A 14,569-nucleotide genomic window follows, 5' to 3' on the forward strand; every position below is an offset into this window, starting at 1 on the left:
GACACATCAAGATGATTAAGACTGACATTTGTGATTTATTGCAGATTGAGTATCCAATCTTTCAAGGTGGTATGGCTTGGCTCGGTACTGCAGAATTAGCGGCAGCCGTTTCTGAAGCTGGTGGCCTTGGGATTATTGGTGCTGGTCATATGCCTCCTGATATTTTCCGTAATGAAATCCATAAATTAAAAGAGCGCACTAGCAAGCCTTTTGGCTGTAATATTATGCTCATGTCTCCATTTGTAAAAGAGGTTATGGAAGTAGTTGTGGAAGAACGTGTTCCTGTTATCACTACAGGTGCAGGTAATCCTGGTGTTTATGTTCCCGCTTTGAAAGAAATTGGTACAAAAGTTATTCCTGTAGTTGCATCAGTATTACTTGCAAAGCGCTTATTACGTGGCGGTATTGATGCAATTATTGCTGAAGGTACAGAGTCTGGTGGTCACGTAGGTGATATTACAACTATGGCATTAATTCCTCAAGTAGTTGATGCTGTAGATGTACCAGTTATTGCTGCTGGTGGTATTGCAGATGGTCGTGGTATGGCTGCGGCATTTGCATTAGGTGCTAAAGCGGTACAAATGGGGACACGATTCGTATTATCCGAAGAATGTATTGCCCATGAAAATTATAAAAATGCTGTATTGAAAGCAAAAGATCGTGCTACAGTTATGACTGGCTTAACAACAGGTCATCCTGTACGTATTATAGATAATGCGTTAGCTCATAAATATAAATCTCTTGAATTTAGTGGTGGTTCTAAAGAGGAATTGGAAGCATTAGGCGCTGGCACACTTCGTTTAGCTGCTATTGATGGTAATATAAAAGAAGGTTCTGTAATGATCGGTCAAATTTCTGGTATGTTAACAGATGTTAAACCATGTGAAACTATCATTAAAGATATCATGACTGAAGCTGAAACAGTGATTAAGAATCTTCAAGGTCTTAGTAAATAAGGAGGCCCCTAATGAAAACGGCATTTGTTTTTCCTGGTCAAGGTTCTCAAAAAGTAGGCATGTTACAAGATTTGTATAATGCGTATCCTATTGTAAAACAACGTTTTGAAGAGGCTGACGAAGCACTTGGTTATTCCATCAGTAAATTATGCTTCGAAGGTCCTGATACAGAGCTCGTTAAAACAGCAAATACACAACCAGCTATTTTGACTGCATCCGTAGCTTGTTATGAAATTCTAAAAGAACAAGGCTTTACGCCTGATATCGTAGGCGGGCATAGTCTTGGTGAGTATAGTGCTCTAGTAGCAGCCGGTGTATTGAACTTTAAAGACGCAGTATATGTAGTTCATAAACGCGGTGAATATATGCAAGAAGCTGTGCCATTGGGTAAAGGCGCTATGGCGGCAATTTTGGCATTACCTCGTGAGCAAGTTGTAGAAATTTGTGAAGAAGTAAATGCTTCTGTAGGTTCTGTACAAGCAGTTAACTTCAATTGCCCTGGACAAATCGTTATTGCCGGTGAAACTGCAGCGGTGGAAACAGCAGCTGAAAAAATGAAAGAAGCAGGAGCGAAACGTGCAGTAATGCTTCCTGTGAGTGCTCCATTCCACAGCCGTTTGATGGAACCAGCAGCTCTTCGGTTAAAGGAAGAATTGGATAAGATCCAAGTGAGTGATGCACAAATTCCTGTAGTTGCAAATGTTACTGGTAAGATTTTGACTAATGCCAATGACATTAAAGAGTCCTTAGTTACTCAAGCCGCTAACCCTGTTTTATGGGAAGATTGTGTAGCTGAAATGGTAAACTTTGGTGTTACTCGCTTTGTTGAAGTGGGACCTGGGAAAGTACTTACAGGTTTTACTAAAAAGATTAACAAAGATATGGAATTAGCCAATGTTGAAGACATTGCATCCTTAGAGAAAACGCTTGAATTTTTGAAGGGGGTTCGATAAAATGCATTTAGAGGGTAAAGTAGCCATTGTAACTGGCGCATCCCGTGGCATTGGTCGCGCTGTAGCTATCAATCTAGCACAATCTGGTGCTGATGTTGTAGTAAACTATAGCGGTAGCGAAGGTGCAGCGCAAGAAACTGTTGAAGCTGTACAAGCGTTAGGCCGCAAAGCCATTAAAATTAAAGCCAATGTAGCCAATGTAGATGAAGTTGCTTCCATGGTGGAAGAAGCTCATAAAGAATTTGGTCACATTGATATTCTCGTGAATAATGCGGGGATTACGCGTGACGGTTTGTTAATGCGAATGAAAGACGAAGATTTTGATGCTGTTATCGATATCAACCTAAAAGGTGTTTACTTGGTAACTAAAGCAGTATCTAAAATCATGATGAAACAACGTTCTGGTCATATTATTAACATGACATCTGTTGTAGGTGTTATGGGTAATGCTGGTCAAACTAACTATGCTGCTTCTAAAGCGGGCGTAATTGGTTTTACTAAATCCTGTGCTAAAGAATTGGCTAGCCGTGGTATTACAGTTAATGCTATTGCTCCAGGCTTTATCAACACAGATATGACCGATGTATTACCAGAAAAAGTTAAAGAAGCTATGGTTACTGAAATTCCATTGGGCCGTATGGCTGATGCTGAAGAAGTAGCAACAGTAGTAACATTCCTTGCTAGCGATTTTGCTAATTATATTACGGGTCAAGTCATCAATGTTGATGGTGGCATGGTAATGTAGTTGTAAAATTAGACTATATATAAATACACTTTGAAAGGAGGTGAACCACTAATGAACACTTTCGATAAAGTTAAAGCAATCGTTGTGGAACAATTAGGCGTTGATGAAGCTGAAGTTACCATTGATTCTACATTCATCGACGACTTAGGCGCTGACTCCTTAGATATCGTTGAATTGATCATGGCATTTGAAGAAGAATTCAATGTTGAAATCCCTGACGACGTTGCAGAAAAAATTAAAACCGTTAAGGATACAGTAGAATATATTGATTCTGCTAAATAAGCTGTAAAGCTAACAATTCAACCGAACGGGAGGCCGAGTGGCCTCCCAACCGGTTTTATTTACAGGAGGATTTGATAGTGAAGCTCCCTGAACTTCGCATTGGGAATCTAGTGGCCAAAGTACCTATTATTCAAGGTGGTATGGCGATTAGATTGTCTACAGCTCGCTTGGCAGCAGCCGTTGCAAATGAAGGTGGTATCGGCCTTATTGCGGCATCGGGCTTGCCTTTCGATGAATTACGATACGAAATACAATTAGCTAGAAAATTATCACCTACGGGTATTATTGGTATAAATGCGATGGTAGCAGCAACTCAATTTGCTGGCTTAGTAAAGACTGCCATCGAAGAAGGCATTGATCTTGTAGTAGCAGGTGCTGGTTTTTCAAGAGATATGTTCGCAATGGGCAAAGAGTCTGGTACTCCTATTGTACCAATTGTTTCGTCCGCAAAATTAGCTCGCATTTCTGAAGGTTTAGGTGCTGCAGCTGTAATCGTAGAAGGCTGTGAAGCTGGTGGACACTTGGGGACGGATCGTTCCGCTCGAGAAATCGTTCCCGAAGTTGTAGCAGCGGTAAAAAACATTCCAGTAATTGCTGCTGGTGGTGTTCTAGATGGCCGTGATATCGTTGAAATGTTAAAAATTGGTGCTAGTGGTGTTCAAATGGGTAGCCGTTTTGCTGCTTCTGATGAATGTAATGCATCTGATGAATTGAAAAAAATGTATGTACGAGCTACAAACCCTGAGGATATAGTATTGATTCAAAGTCCTGTTGGTTTGCCTGGTCAAGCAATAAAAAACAAATTTGCTGAATCTGTTTTAGATGGTACTGTAGCGCCTCCAACGGTGTGTGATAACTGTTTAAAACATTGTTCCCATAAATTCTGCATTATCCGTGCTCTTTCTCGCGCACAACAAGGTGATGTGGAAACGGGGTTGGTGTTCTCTGGCAATAATATGAGAAAAGTCGATAGGATTATGCCAGTTAAAGATATCTTTGCTCAATTAAAACAGCAAGTAGCAGAGATCGATTAATTTAAAGGGCTGTATAGCTATAAGAGGTGGAATAATTGGAAAAACGTGTAGTAATTACTGGCTTAGGGGCAGTGACTCCTGTAGGTATCGGTAAAGAGAACTTCTACAATGCGTTATTGGCAGGTCAATCTGGTATTGGGCCGATTACACGCTTTGACGCATCTGACTATGCAACACGCATTGCGGGTGAAGTAAAAGATTTTGATATTACAAACTATGGGGTAGACAAGAAAGAAGCTCGTCGTATGGACCGTTCTGTAGAATTTGCTATCGGTGCAGCTGTTCTTGCTTGTGAAGATGCTGATCTTGATTTAGATAAAGCAGATTTAGATCGCTGTGGTACTGTAGTTGGTACAGGTATAGGCGGCATTGACTCTATCCATGAGGTGTATGAAACATTATTCGAAAAAGGTCCTGGCCGTGTAAGTCCATTTGCAGTACCTATGATGATTGCAAATATGACATCTGCACGCGTATCTATTCGCCTTGGTCTTAAAGGTCCAGTTATTACAGACGTAACTGCTTGTACTTCTGGTACAAATGCGATTGGCGATGCATTCCGTATCATCCAACGTGGAGATGCTGATGTGATGTTTGCTGGTGGTACTGAGGCTGCGGTATCTCCGGCTGCTGTAGCTGGTTTTGCGGCTATGAAAGCTATGTCTACACGCAATGATGAGCCAACAAAGGCGTCCCGTCCATTTGACCGTGACCGTGATGGTTTCGTAATGGGTGAAGGTGCTGGTATCGTAGTTCTTGAAGAATTAGAACACGCAAAAGCACGCGGTGCGCATATCTATGCTGAAGTTGTGGGCTATGGTAGCAATGGTGATGCTTACCATATCACTGCACCAGCTCCAGGTGGTGTTCAAGCTCGTAAATGTATGGAATTAGCAATTAAAGATGCAGGTATTGATCCTAAAGACGTTAACTACATCAATGCTCATGGTACATCTACTGGCCTTAATGACCAAAATGAAACATTGGCTATTAAAGAATTGTTCGGCGATCACGCTAAAAATATCGCTGTTAACTCTACTAAATCCATGACAGGTCACTTATTGGGGGCTGCTGGTGCTATTGAAACTATCGTAATGGCAATGGCGATTGAAACTGGTAAAGTTCACCCTACAATTAACTGTGACAATCCTGATGAAGGTTTGGATCTGGACTATGTTCGTGAAGGCGCACGTGAACTTCAAGTAAAATGTGCACTTTCTAACTCTTTCGGTTTTGGTGGTCATAACGGTACACTTTGCATTCGCCGTTATGAAGCTTAATGGTTACTATCGAAACGCATAAGAGTAAGATAACACAAGCTCGTGAAGAATCTCTTCATGAGCTTGTTGCTCGTTTAGACATACCTGTGTCAGATATATCCATTATAGATTGTGCTTTTACACATACTTCTTATGCGAATGAACATAAATCAAAGCATATTCATCACAATCAGCGATTAGAGTTTTTAGGCGATGCTGTTTTGGATCTTATTATTGGGGAATACCTATTTAAGACATATCCAGATATGGCTGAAGGTAATTTAACGAAAATTAAGGCCGCTACAGTGTGTGAGGATTCTTTAGCATCTGTGAGTCGTTCTTTGCAACTAGGACAATATTTATTGCTCGGTCATGGAGAACGCGCTTCCGGTGGTAACGATAGAAACTCTATATTAGCGGATACCTTTGAGTCTCTCATCGGTGCCATTTATATTTCTACAGATTATCAAACGGCTATGGCCTTTGTTTTAAAGCATTTAACTACCTATATCATGCAAGCCTTAGAAGGTAAGCGGGGCAAAGATTATAAGACATTATTACAAGAATATGTGCAACGTGATGGGGATAAACATATTGTCTATCATTTGCTCAGTGAAAGTGGTCCCGATCATGCTAAAACCTTCCATATGGAGGTTGAAATTAATGGTGTTACTTACGAGGCCGGCTCTGGTAAAAGTAAAAAAATTGCAGAACAACATGCGGCTCAATTGACTTTAGAAAAGTTGATGGCTGATAAATAGAAAAGCGCCGAATGGCGCTTTTTTTGTATAATAGTATGTGAGTAATATATAGTATGTGAGTAATAATCTATATAATGGTAGATGAATAATGATCTATATAATGATAGATGAACAATAATCTATATAATAATAGATGAATAATAATTTTTACATAAGAAGAGGAGGTGTCTATGAAACCATTTGGTATGATTCCCTTTTTTATACCTCACGTAGGTTGTCCCTATGTGTGTACATTTTGTAATCAATCTCGTATTACAGGCCAATCTGGTATTAGTCACCTAACTCCAGAATATATACAACAAACAATCAAAGACTATGTAGGAACAAAGCGGAATGAAAAGTTTTGGGAGGTTGCCTTTTATGGTGGATCATTTACGGCTATTATTAAAGATTTACAACATAAATTATTAATGCCTGCCTATGAAATGCTTCAACAGGGCCTCATTGATGGCATACGCTGTTCTACAAGGCCCGATGCTGTAGGAGATGAAGCGATTACATTATTACAGTCTTATGGAGTAAAAACTGTGGAACTTGGTGTGCAGTCTATGAATGATGGTATTTTAGTCGATGCTAAGAGGGGGCACACGGCACAAGAGGTAGTAGAGGCTGTTACACGATTAAAACATCGTGATATGACCGTTGGGGTTCAACTTTTACCGGGACTAAAAGGAGAGACTTGGCAAACCATAATAGAAACGGCCATTGCAGTAGCCGCATTACGACCTGATTTTGTACGTATCTATCCCGTACTAGTTATAGAAAATACAGAGCTAGCCGAACAGTATAGAGCTGGAGAATATAAACCACTAAGTACTGAGCTAGCTATACAGTATTGTTCATTTTTAAAAGATTGGTTTGAACAGCATGGCATTGAAGTCATTCGCACGGGTTTACAAAGTACAGAAGAATTAGATTCTAGGAATAGCTTAGTAGCGGGGCCATATGAGCCCGCTATGGGGGAGCTGGTTGTGAACGAACAGTATAAGCAGCGAATTGAACGTTGTATTGATGAGCATGCATCTCAGTATACGTACGCACTAAGTAACGATTGTTTTAATCTAACTGACTACGCTACTTATGAAAATCTAGGATTTAGTGGAGTTAGTGCTTATAATGCTGATAATAGTGGATATATAGATAACACTAATAATGATAGAACAAATTATATTAGGAATAATGGTATTGCAGTACAGCATAATATTGTTATTTCTTATCCGAGATGCTTAACATCTAAGGTGCGAGGCCTTAATAATCGAAACGTTAAATACTTTCAGATTCAGTATCCGCAGTATGCATTTGAATGGTGTGAAGAACGCACGAGAAATACCGTTCGTTGCTGTATTGATGGCCTGCAATATGTGTTATAATAAAAGATATGATTATTTAGGGTTGTTGGTAGAAAGGAGGCAGTCATGCAATTACTTCGGTTGGAATTAAAGGGCTTTAAATCGTTTGCGGATAAAACGATTGTAAAATTCTCACCAGGAATGACTGCCGTTATTGGTCCTAACGGAAGTGGTAAAAGTAATATTACGGATGCTATGAAATGGGTATTGGGAGAATCCAATGTCCGTAATTTGCGCGGTCAAAAAGCAGAGGATATTATTTTCTCTGGTACGGAAAAGCGCAAACCTATGAGCGCTGCTGAGGTTACACTTGTGTTTGACAATAGTGACCAACAATTAGATATAGATATGGCTGAGGTAGCCATTACACGCCGTATATACCGCACTGGTGAAAGTGAGTTCCTCATTAATAAGCGATCTTGTCGTTTAAAGGACATACATCTTTTACTAGCAGATACCGGTCTTGGTAGAGACTCCATGGCTATCATTGGGCAGAACCGAATTGATGCTATTTTAAATTCTAAACCTGAAGAACGGCGCCTTATCTTTGAAGATGTAGCAGGTATTTCTCGCTTTAAGATCAATAAAGAAGATGCATTGCGTCGTATTGCCAGTACAGATCGTAATATGGAGCGTGTACGAGACGTAATGGCTACCATTGAAGAGCAATTAGGACCTTTGTCTGAAAAAGCGGAAAAGACTAAAAAATATATGACCTTAAGCCGCGCAAAGCGCGATTATGATGGGGCATTAGGCTTCCACAATTATAAGACCTCTGATCGTCTTTTAACACGTTTTGAAAACGATAATATTGCCTTTAAAGATGAAGAAATTGAGCTTCAAACTGAATTGTCTAAATTAGAGGCTCGTCGTCACGAATTGCAATCGTCCTCGTCAAAAGAGCAGGAACAGCTTAAGTTGTGGGAGGCTCAGTATACTGAAAAGCAACGTGATGAAGAACGCTTAGCTGGCCATTTACGTCTCTTAGAAGAGCAACTAAAAACAGCGCGCCGTGAATTAGATGAAACTTCTATGCGCATTAGCGAGCTAGAGGCTACGCAAAAGGGCGAGGAGCAACAATTGCGCATCTTAAATCAATTGATTCAAGATGAAAGTGCTCAATTAGTAGAGAAAGAGTCTAATTTAGAAGAATTAGAAGCGACCTACAAAAAGGCTGTTGAAGATGTAAGGGCAGAACAAGCTAAGTTCCAATCCTTGCAATCCGATCGAGAGGCTTTTGAGCAACGTCAATTAGAAGTTGTGAGTGCTATTGAAACGGCTAAGGCTAGTATTCGGAGCTTAGAAGCTCGCAAGGTAGAAAGCAAAAATCAATGTGCTATTCTAGAATCTGAAATAGCACAGGTAGATAGTGAACTACAAGTCGCTCGTTCTGAATTTGAAGAGCTAGGCCAAAAGTTTAATGCCTTATCTGCTCAACGACAAGCCCTCGTTGATGATGCTAAGAATGCGGCTATGAAAGCGCGTGAAGAGCGTAAGGAGTTACAAAAGCTGCGCACTCAAGAACAACGTGCAAAAGGTCGTTTAGAACTCTTAGCACAGTGGGAGGAACAGCACGAAGGCTATTTAGAAGGTACTAAGAATATCCTCAATGGTAAAGGTTCTTGGCGCGAACAAATCACGGGCGCTGTTGGCGATCTCTTTATGGTAGAGGACAAATATACTACGGCTATCGAAACGGCATTAGGCGGTAGTGTTAACCATGTTGTGACTACTACAGCTCGCGCTGCTGCGGAGGGTGTCAACTATTTGAAATCTATCCAAGGTGGTCGTGTAACCTTCTTGCCTATGGATTCAGTAAAAGGTAAACCATATGATACACCGGCTTTACATGAAAGCTGTGTATTAGGCACTGCTGTTGATTGTATTTCCTTTGATAATAAGTACGCCCATATTTTTCAATACTTGTTGGGACGCACCTTGGTAGTATCTTCCATGGATGATGCTATTGGATTACAGAAAAAATACAATCAGCAATTGCGTATTGTAACCCTTACGGGTGAACAGTTCCAACCGGGTGGCTCTTTAACGGGTGGTGCTACGAAGCGTAAGCGCGCCTCTGTATTGAGCCGTAAGGAAGAAGCAGCTAGTCTTGAACAAGAGCTTGTACAAATTGAAGAACAAATCCGTTCCTTAACAGCTAGCTTAGAAAATCTAGAAAAACGGGTTGAAGAGGCTGAAAAAGAACGAGCTAGCCTTGATGAAATCTATCAACATACGAACTTACTCTATGTGGCTAGTGAAACAAAGGTACAAAATATACAACATCAGATAGATCGTAAGAAACGTGTTCTTTCAGAAGAAGAGCAACGTTTAGTACAAATTGATATTGATTTGGCTACTACAACTGCTAACTTGAAAGATCAAGAAACAGCATTAGCTTCCTTGCAAGAGAATCATGGTGTGGATGGTAATCAAGGGGCGTTGATGGATCGATTGACTGTGTTGCAAAAGGTGCAACAAGAGGCGTATGAAGCTTTTACAGAAGTTCGCCTTACTTGTGATACCTTGCGACATACCATTCAGGAACGGGAAACACAACGTGAACAGCGTAATCAGTCTATTTCTAGTATTATTGAGCGCTTAACACCACTTCGTAATTTGTTAGTTAGTACTACACAACGCTATGAAGAGGAATTACCTAAGGCTCAGGAAGTTGCAGAACAAGAGTTGGCTTCTGCTACGGCTGAGGTTGAACGATTACGTGCTCTTCGTGATGAAGCCTATGATAAAACATCTACGGGGCGCGAGGAAATGGAATCTATCCTCAGTGAGCAAGACCGATTGAATCAACGCTATAAAGTGGTGCAAGGTCGTCTTGTTGATATGGAAGGTAAAATTACACGTCATCGCATGGACTGTGAGCGCTTTATAGAAGAATTGCAAGAGTTAGGCTTTACATTGGAAGATGCTCAAGCCCTTCGCATTGAAGGCTCCGTTAACGATTGGAAGGATGAGCAAGCTCGTTTGATGGCCGAAATTGCCGAATTGGGTCCAGTCAATCCAAATGCCGTTGAGGAATATGAAGAGACTAAAGAACGCTATGATTTCTTAACCACACAATTAGCTGATTTAGATACGGCAAAGGCGCAATTACAGGCGGTTATTGCCGAAATGGATAAGGCTATGAGTACACAGCTATACGATGTATTGGATGTGGTAGGCCATAGATTCCAAGAGGTATTCAGCCAATTGTTTGGTGGCGGTACTGCGCAAATTGTACTGACTGATCCAGATAATATCTTGACGGGTGGTATCGATTTCTATATTCAACCACCAGGGAAAAAGCGTCAACAATTGACACTTTTATCGGGTGGTGAACGTGCTCTTACAGTTATCGCTTTATTGTTCTCATTCCTCGATTATCGTCCAGCTCCGTTCTGCGTGCTTGACGAAGTTGACGCGGCGCTTGACGAAGCCAATGTTGAACGATTTAGTTCCTACTTAAATCGAGTAAATAAAGAAACACAATTTATCGTTGTATCTCACCGTAAAAAGACGATGGAAGCTGCCGAAGTACTTCAAGGGGTAACAATGGTGGAACGCGGTGTATCGCGATTATTAACAGTAGCATTTGAAGATGTGAAGGAGGATCTAGCATAATGGCATTTGGATTCTTTGATAGAATTAAAGACGGTTTAGAAAAAACTCGTAAGTCTTTTGTAAAAAATGTAGAAAGCATCGTTATTGGTTATGCGCAAATCGATGATGATTTTTTAGATGATTTAGAAGCAGTTATGCTTACTAGTGATCTAGGCCCTAAGACGACAGAATACTTGATGAAAGAAATTCGTCGTGGTGTAACAGAAGGTATCATTAATCATACAGGCGATGTAATGCCGTTCATGGAAGACCGCATCACGGAAATGCTCATCGATCAAGAAGATGAAATTACTTTGCACCATCCTGAGGTTATCCTCGTAGTTGGTGTAAATGGTGTTGGTAAAACAACGACAATCGCTAAATTGGCTAATTATTATACTAAAGAAGGTAAAAAGGTTATCATTGCTGCAGGTGATACATTCCGTGCCGCTGCAGCTGACCAATTATCCATTTGGGCTGATCGCGTTGGTGTGCCGATTGTTAAACATAAAGAAGGCGCAGATCCTGCTGCCGTTGTATATGATGCAATGGAAGCTGCGAAAGCTCGTAATGCAGACCTTGTTATCGTAGATACGGCTGGTCGTCTACATACTAAGGTTAACCTTATGGAAGAGCTTAAAAAGATGGGGCGCGTAGCGAATAATCACGTAGAAGGTGCGCCGCATCAAACATTGCTCGTTTTAGATGGTACTACGGGTCAAAATGCAGTAAGCCAAGCTAAATTATTTGGTCAAGCTGTACCAGTAAATGGTATTGTTGTAACTAAACTAGATGGTACGGCAAAAGGCGGCGTAGTTATCTCTATTAAAGAGGAACTGGGCGTACCCGTACGCTGGATTGGCGTTGGCGAAGGTATGGATGACTTGCGTCCATTTAATGCAAAAGAATTTGCTAATGCATTATTTAATAAAGGAATGATTCAAGGTGACAAATAAATATAACCGGGAATTCTTACTTGAATATGTAGAATCTGAAAATAAAAAAAATGAATGTAATGTTAGCCTAGAAAATATGAATAAGATTGTTAGCTTAATCGAGTACTTTGGTATTGAACTATATCGCCCCATTACGCGATTGCTACTTTCAAACTGGGAAGAAATTACAGATCGTATTAATAACTATACTGAATCAGATTGGATGATGGCTGATGAAATCCAAAAGACCACACCTACATTAGATCGTTTTTCTATTGCTATGCTCATCGAAGTCTTAGAAGGTGAGGATACGTTGAATCAAGCGGAAAATGCAGGTCGTCGTTTGACGGATGAAGAAATGAAAGCCATCCGTAAACATCAGGATGAACAGTAATGAAGCATAGTACATATAATTACGAGGGGGGCCAACCATTTAAAGTGGAGGCGCCCTTTGCGCCTACAGGGGACCAACCTACTGCGATTCAATCTTTAACAGAAGGCATTGAACGCGGTGAATGGGCCCAAGTTTTGCTCGGTGCCACTGGTACTGGTAAGACCTTTACAATGGCCAAGGTTATTGAGGCAGTTCAAAAGCCGACCTTGATCATTGCTCATAATAAAACCTTGGCTGCTCAATTATGTAGCGAGTTTAAAAGTTTCTTCCCTAATAATGCGGTAGAATATTTTGTATCTTACTACGATTTTTATCAACCGGAGGCCTATATTCCTTCTAGTGATACATATATCGAGAAGGATGCGTCTATTAATGATGAAATTGATAAACTGCGGCATAGTGCTACAATGAGTCTTTTTGAGCGTCGCGATGTCATTATTGTTGCCTCTGTTAGCTGTATTTATGGCTTAGGTGACCCTGAGGACTATTCTGATCTTGTATTGTCCTTACGCTTAGGTCAAACGAAATCGCGCGATGAAATTTTAGCTAAACTCGTAGATATTCAATATACGAGAAATGATATGAACTTTATTCGCGGCACCTTCCGTGTACAAGGGGATACAATTGATATTTTCCCTGCTGCTTATAGTGAAAGAGCCATTCGTGTGGAGCTCTTTGGTGATGAAATCGACCGCCTTGTAGAGGTAGATTCCTTGACGGGTGAAGTTATTGCGGAACGAAAGCACGTTGCTGTCTATCCAGCATCTCACTATGTGACGACGAAAGAGAAGATGAATATTGCCGTAGAGCGTATAGAAGCCGAACTAGATGAACAGCTAGCGAAGTTAAAAGCTGCTGACCGTCTATTGGAGGCTCAGCGCTTAGAACAGCGTACCCGTTATGATATAGAAATGATGCAAGAAATGGGCTATTGCTCGGGCATCGAAAACTATTCACGTCATATGTCTGAACGCAAGGCTGGGGAAGCACCGTTTACATTGATTGATTATTTCCCAGATGATTTCCTCATCATGGTGGACGAGTCTCATGTGACGATGCCTCAAATTCGAGCTATGTACAATGGTGACCGTGCCCGTAAAGAATCTCTTATAGAATATGGTTTCCGTCTGCCTTCTGCACTCGATAATAGACCACTTCAATTCGATGAATTTGTAGAGCGTATCAATCAAATTGTTTACGTATCGGCAACACCTGGCCCATACGAAATGGAAGTAGAAACGAATATTGCAGAGCAAATCATTCGTCCTACGGGCTTATTAGATCCATCTATAGAAATTCGTCCTATAAAGGGGCAAATGGATGACTTGCTTGGAGAAATTCACAAACGAGCTGCTAAGAATGAACGGGTTCTCGTTACGACCTTGACGAAGAAGATGGCTGAGGATTTAACAGAATTCTTGAAGGAAATGGGCGTACGCGTTCGTTACCTTCATTCCGATATTGTTACTATTGAGCGGGCTGAAATCATTCGTGATTTGCGGGCTGGAGTATTCGATGTATTAGTTGGTATTAACTTGCTTCGTGAAGGTCTCGATATGCCAGAGGTTTCTTTGGTTGCTATCTTAGATGCGGATAAAGAAGGTTTCTTGCGTTCCGATACGGCTATGATTCAAACTATAGGTCGTGCGGCTCGTAATGTGAATGGTCATGTTATCATGTACGCAGATCGTGTAACAGGTTCTATGCAACGGGCTATCGATGAAACAGACCGTCGTCGTGCCGTGCAAGAGGCTTATAATATTGAACATAATATTACGCCTAAATCTGTATCTAAAGATGTAAAAGAGCTAATCGAATTAACGAAAATCGAAGAAGATATGGTTACCGATGGAAAGGGACTTTCATCGAAAAAAGGAAAACAAAAAAAATCCTCAGAGGGCATGGACCATGGACACGAATCATATGTTCAAGATACATCAGCACCTAAGGTGGCAGATATAACACCGGAAGAATTGTACAATAAGATTGAAGAACTAGATCGTCAAATGAAGGCCGCCGCAAAGCAGCTTGAATTTGAAACCGCTGCTAAGTTACGTGATCAATTGGGCGTATTACGTCAACAATGGTCCGATATGCATAGTGCAGGAGATAGCAAGTTGAAGAAGCCTGCTTCTACCAAATCTAGAAAGCGGACGAGTCCAAAAAGTAAATCTTAAGAGCAATTTTAAAAGATTGTAAGAAAACACATAGATTATATAGACTATATGTGCGATAATATACATATATTATTTCATGTTAGTAATCGGAGAGATGATGCCGTTTGGTATCATCTCTTTAAAT

At 40.7% G+C, this 14,569-nt stretch carries 12 protein-coding genes; all 12 read left to right on the forward strand.

From position 1 onward, the window contains the following. Positions 1-11: 11 nt before the first annotated feature. The gene (gene fabK, locus E7K77_RS00495; protein WP_004693435.1) at positions 12-956 is read left to right on the forward strand and encodes an enoyl-[acyl-carrier-protein] reductase FabK; all 945 of its coding nucleotides are present in this window, start codon (positions 12-14) and stop codon (positions 954-956) included. 11 nt (positions 957-967) lie between these two features. Continuing rightward, positions 968-1,909, forward strand: coding sequence for an ACP S-malonyltransferase (fabD, locus tag E7K77_RS00500; protein WP_004693437.1), 942 nt, complete (start codon positions 968-970; stop codon positions 1,907-1,909). A 1-nt stretch (position 1,910) separates the two neighbouring features. Further along, positions 1,911-2,654: a 3-oxoacyl-[acyl-carrier-protein] reductase gene (fabG, locus tag E7K77_RS00505; RefSeq protein WP_105086565.1), complete on the forward strand. Its 744-nt coding sequence runs from the start codon at positions 1,911-1,913 to the stop codon at positions 2,652-2,654. 51 nt (positions 2,655-2,705) lie between these two features. Then, the gene (locus tag E7K77_RS00510) at positions 2,706-2,936 is read left to right on the forward strand and encodes an acyl carrier protein (RefSeq protein ID WP_004693441.1); all 231 of its coding nucleotides are present in this window, start codon (positions 2,706-2,708) and stop codon (positions 2,934-2,936) included. A 77-nt stretch (positions 2,937-3,013) separates the two neighbouring features. After that, entirely contained in the window at positions 3,014-3,970 is a 957-nt protein-coding gene (locus tag E7K77_RS00515; RefSeq protein ID WP_008600668.1) for an NAD(P)H-dependent flavin oxidoreductase, read from the forward strand. 35 nt (positions 3,971-4,005) lie between these two features. Then, positions 4,006-5,250, forward strand: a complete 1,245-nt coding sequence (gene fabF, locus E7K77_RS00520) for a beta-ketoacyl-ACP synthase II (RefSeq protein WP_004693446.1) — start codon at positions 4,006-4,008, stop codon at positions 5,248-5,250. Further along, complete coding sequence (rnc, locus tag E7K77_RS00525; protein ID WP_004693448.1) at positions 5,250-5,990, forward strand: ribonuclease III; 741 nt, start codon at positions 5,250-5,252, stop codon at positions 5,988-5,990. The genes fabF and rnc overlap by 1 nt, the downstream gene beginning before the upstream one ends. Positions 5,991-6,160: 170 nt before the next feature. Further along, entirely contained in the window at positions 6,161-7,360 is a 1,200-nt protein-coding gene (locus E7K77_RS00530) for an elongator complex protein 3 (RefSeq protein WP_024061460.1), read from the forward strand. Between the two features lie 45 nt (positions 7,361-7,405). Then, positions 7,406-10,960 carry a chromosome segregation protein SMC gene (smc, locus tag E7K77_RS00535; RefSeq protein WP_325305806.1) on the forward strand — a complete coding sequence of 1,185 codons (3,555 nt, stop codon included), beginning with the start codon at positions 7,406-7,408 and terminating at the stop codon, positions 10,958-10,960. Then, positions 10,960-11,895, forward strand: a complete 936-nt coding sequence (gene ftsY / locus E7K77_RS00540; RefSeq protein ID WP_004693455.1) for a signal recognition particle-docking protein FtsY — start codon at positions 10,960-10,962, stop codon at positions 11,893-11,895. The genes smc and ftsY overlap by 1 nt, the downstream gene beginning before the upstream one ends. Then, the gene (locus E7K77_RS00545) at positions 11,885-12,268 is read left to right on the forward strand and encodes a hypothetical protein (protein ID WP_004693457.1); all 384 of its coding nucleotides are present in this window, start codon (positions 11,885-11,887) and stop codon (positions 12,266-12,268) included. Before ftsY ends, E7K77_RS00545 begins: the two co-directional genes overlap by 11 nt. Further along, positions 12,268-14,445, forward strand: coding sequence for an excinuclease ABC subunit UvrB (gene uvrB / locus E7K77_RS00550; RefSeq protein ID WP_325305809.1), 2,178 nt, complete (start codon positions 12,268-12,270; stop codon positions 14,443-14,445). Before E7K77_RS00545 ends, uvrB begins: the two co-directional genes overlap by 1 nt. The last annotated feature ends 124 nt before the right edge of the window (positions 14,446-14,569 follow it).

Source organism: Veillonella parvula (genome assembly GCF_032577575.1).
Classification (GTDB): Bacteria; Bacillota; Negativicutes; order Veillonellales; family Veillonellaceae; genus Veillonella.

Bases quoted from the DNA above. Each gene is read 5' to 3' on its own strand.
- fabD (WP_004693437.1), top strand. From the start codon at position 968: ATGAAAACGGCATTTGTTTTTCCTGGTCAAGGTTCTCAAAAAGTAGGC.
- smc (WP_325305806.1), top strand. From the start codon at position 7,406: ATGCAATTACTTCGGTTGGAATTAAAGGGCTTTAAATCGTTTGCGGAT.
- rnc (WP_004693448.1), top strand. From the start codon at position 5,250: ATGGTTACTATCGAAACGCATAAGAGTAAGATAACACAAGCTCGTGAA.
- E7K77_RS00530 (WP_024061460.1), top strand. From the start codon at position 6,161: ATGAAACCATTTGGTATGATTCCCTTTTTTATACCTCACGTAGGTTGT.
- ftsY (WP_004693455.1), top strand. From the start codon at position 10,960: ATGGCATTTGGATTCTTTGATAGAATTAAAGACGGTTTAGAAAAAACT.
- fabG (WP_105086565.1), top strand. From the start codon at position 1,911: ATGCATTTAGAGGGTAAAGTAGCCATTGTAACTGGCGCATCCCGTGGC.
- fabK (WP_004693435.1), top strand. From the start codon at position 12: ATGATTAAGACTGACATTTGTGATTTATTGCAGATTGAGTATCCAATC.
- uvrB (WP_325305809.1), top strand. From the start codon at position 12,268: ATGAAGCATAGTACATATAATTACGAGGGGGGCCAACCATTTAAAGTG.
- E7K77_RS00510 (WP_004693441.1), top strand. From the start codon at position 2,706: ATGAACACTTTCGATAAAGTTAAAGCAATCGTTGTGGAACAATTAGGC.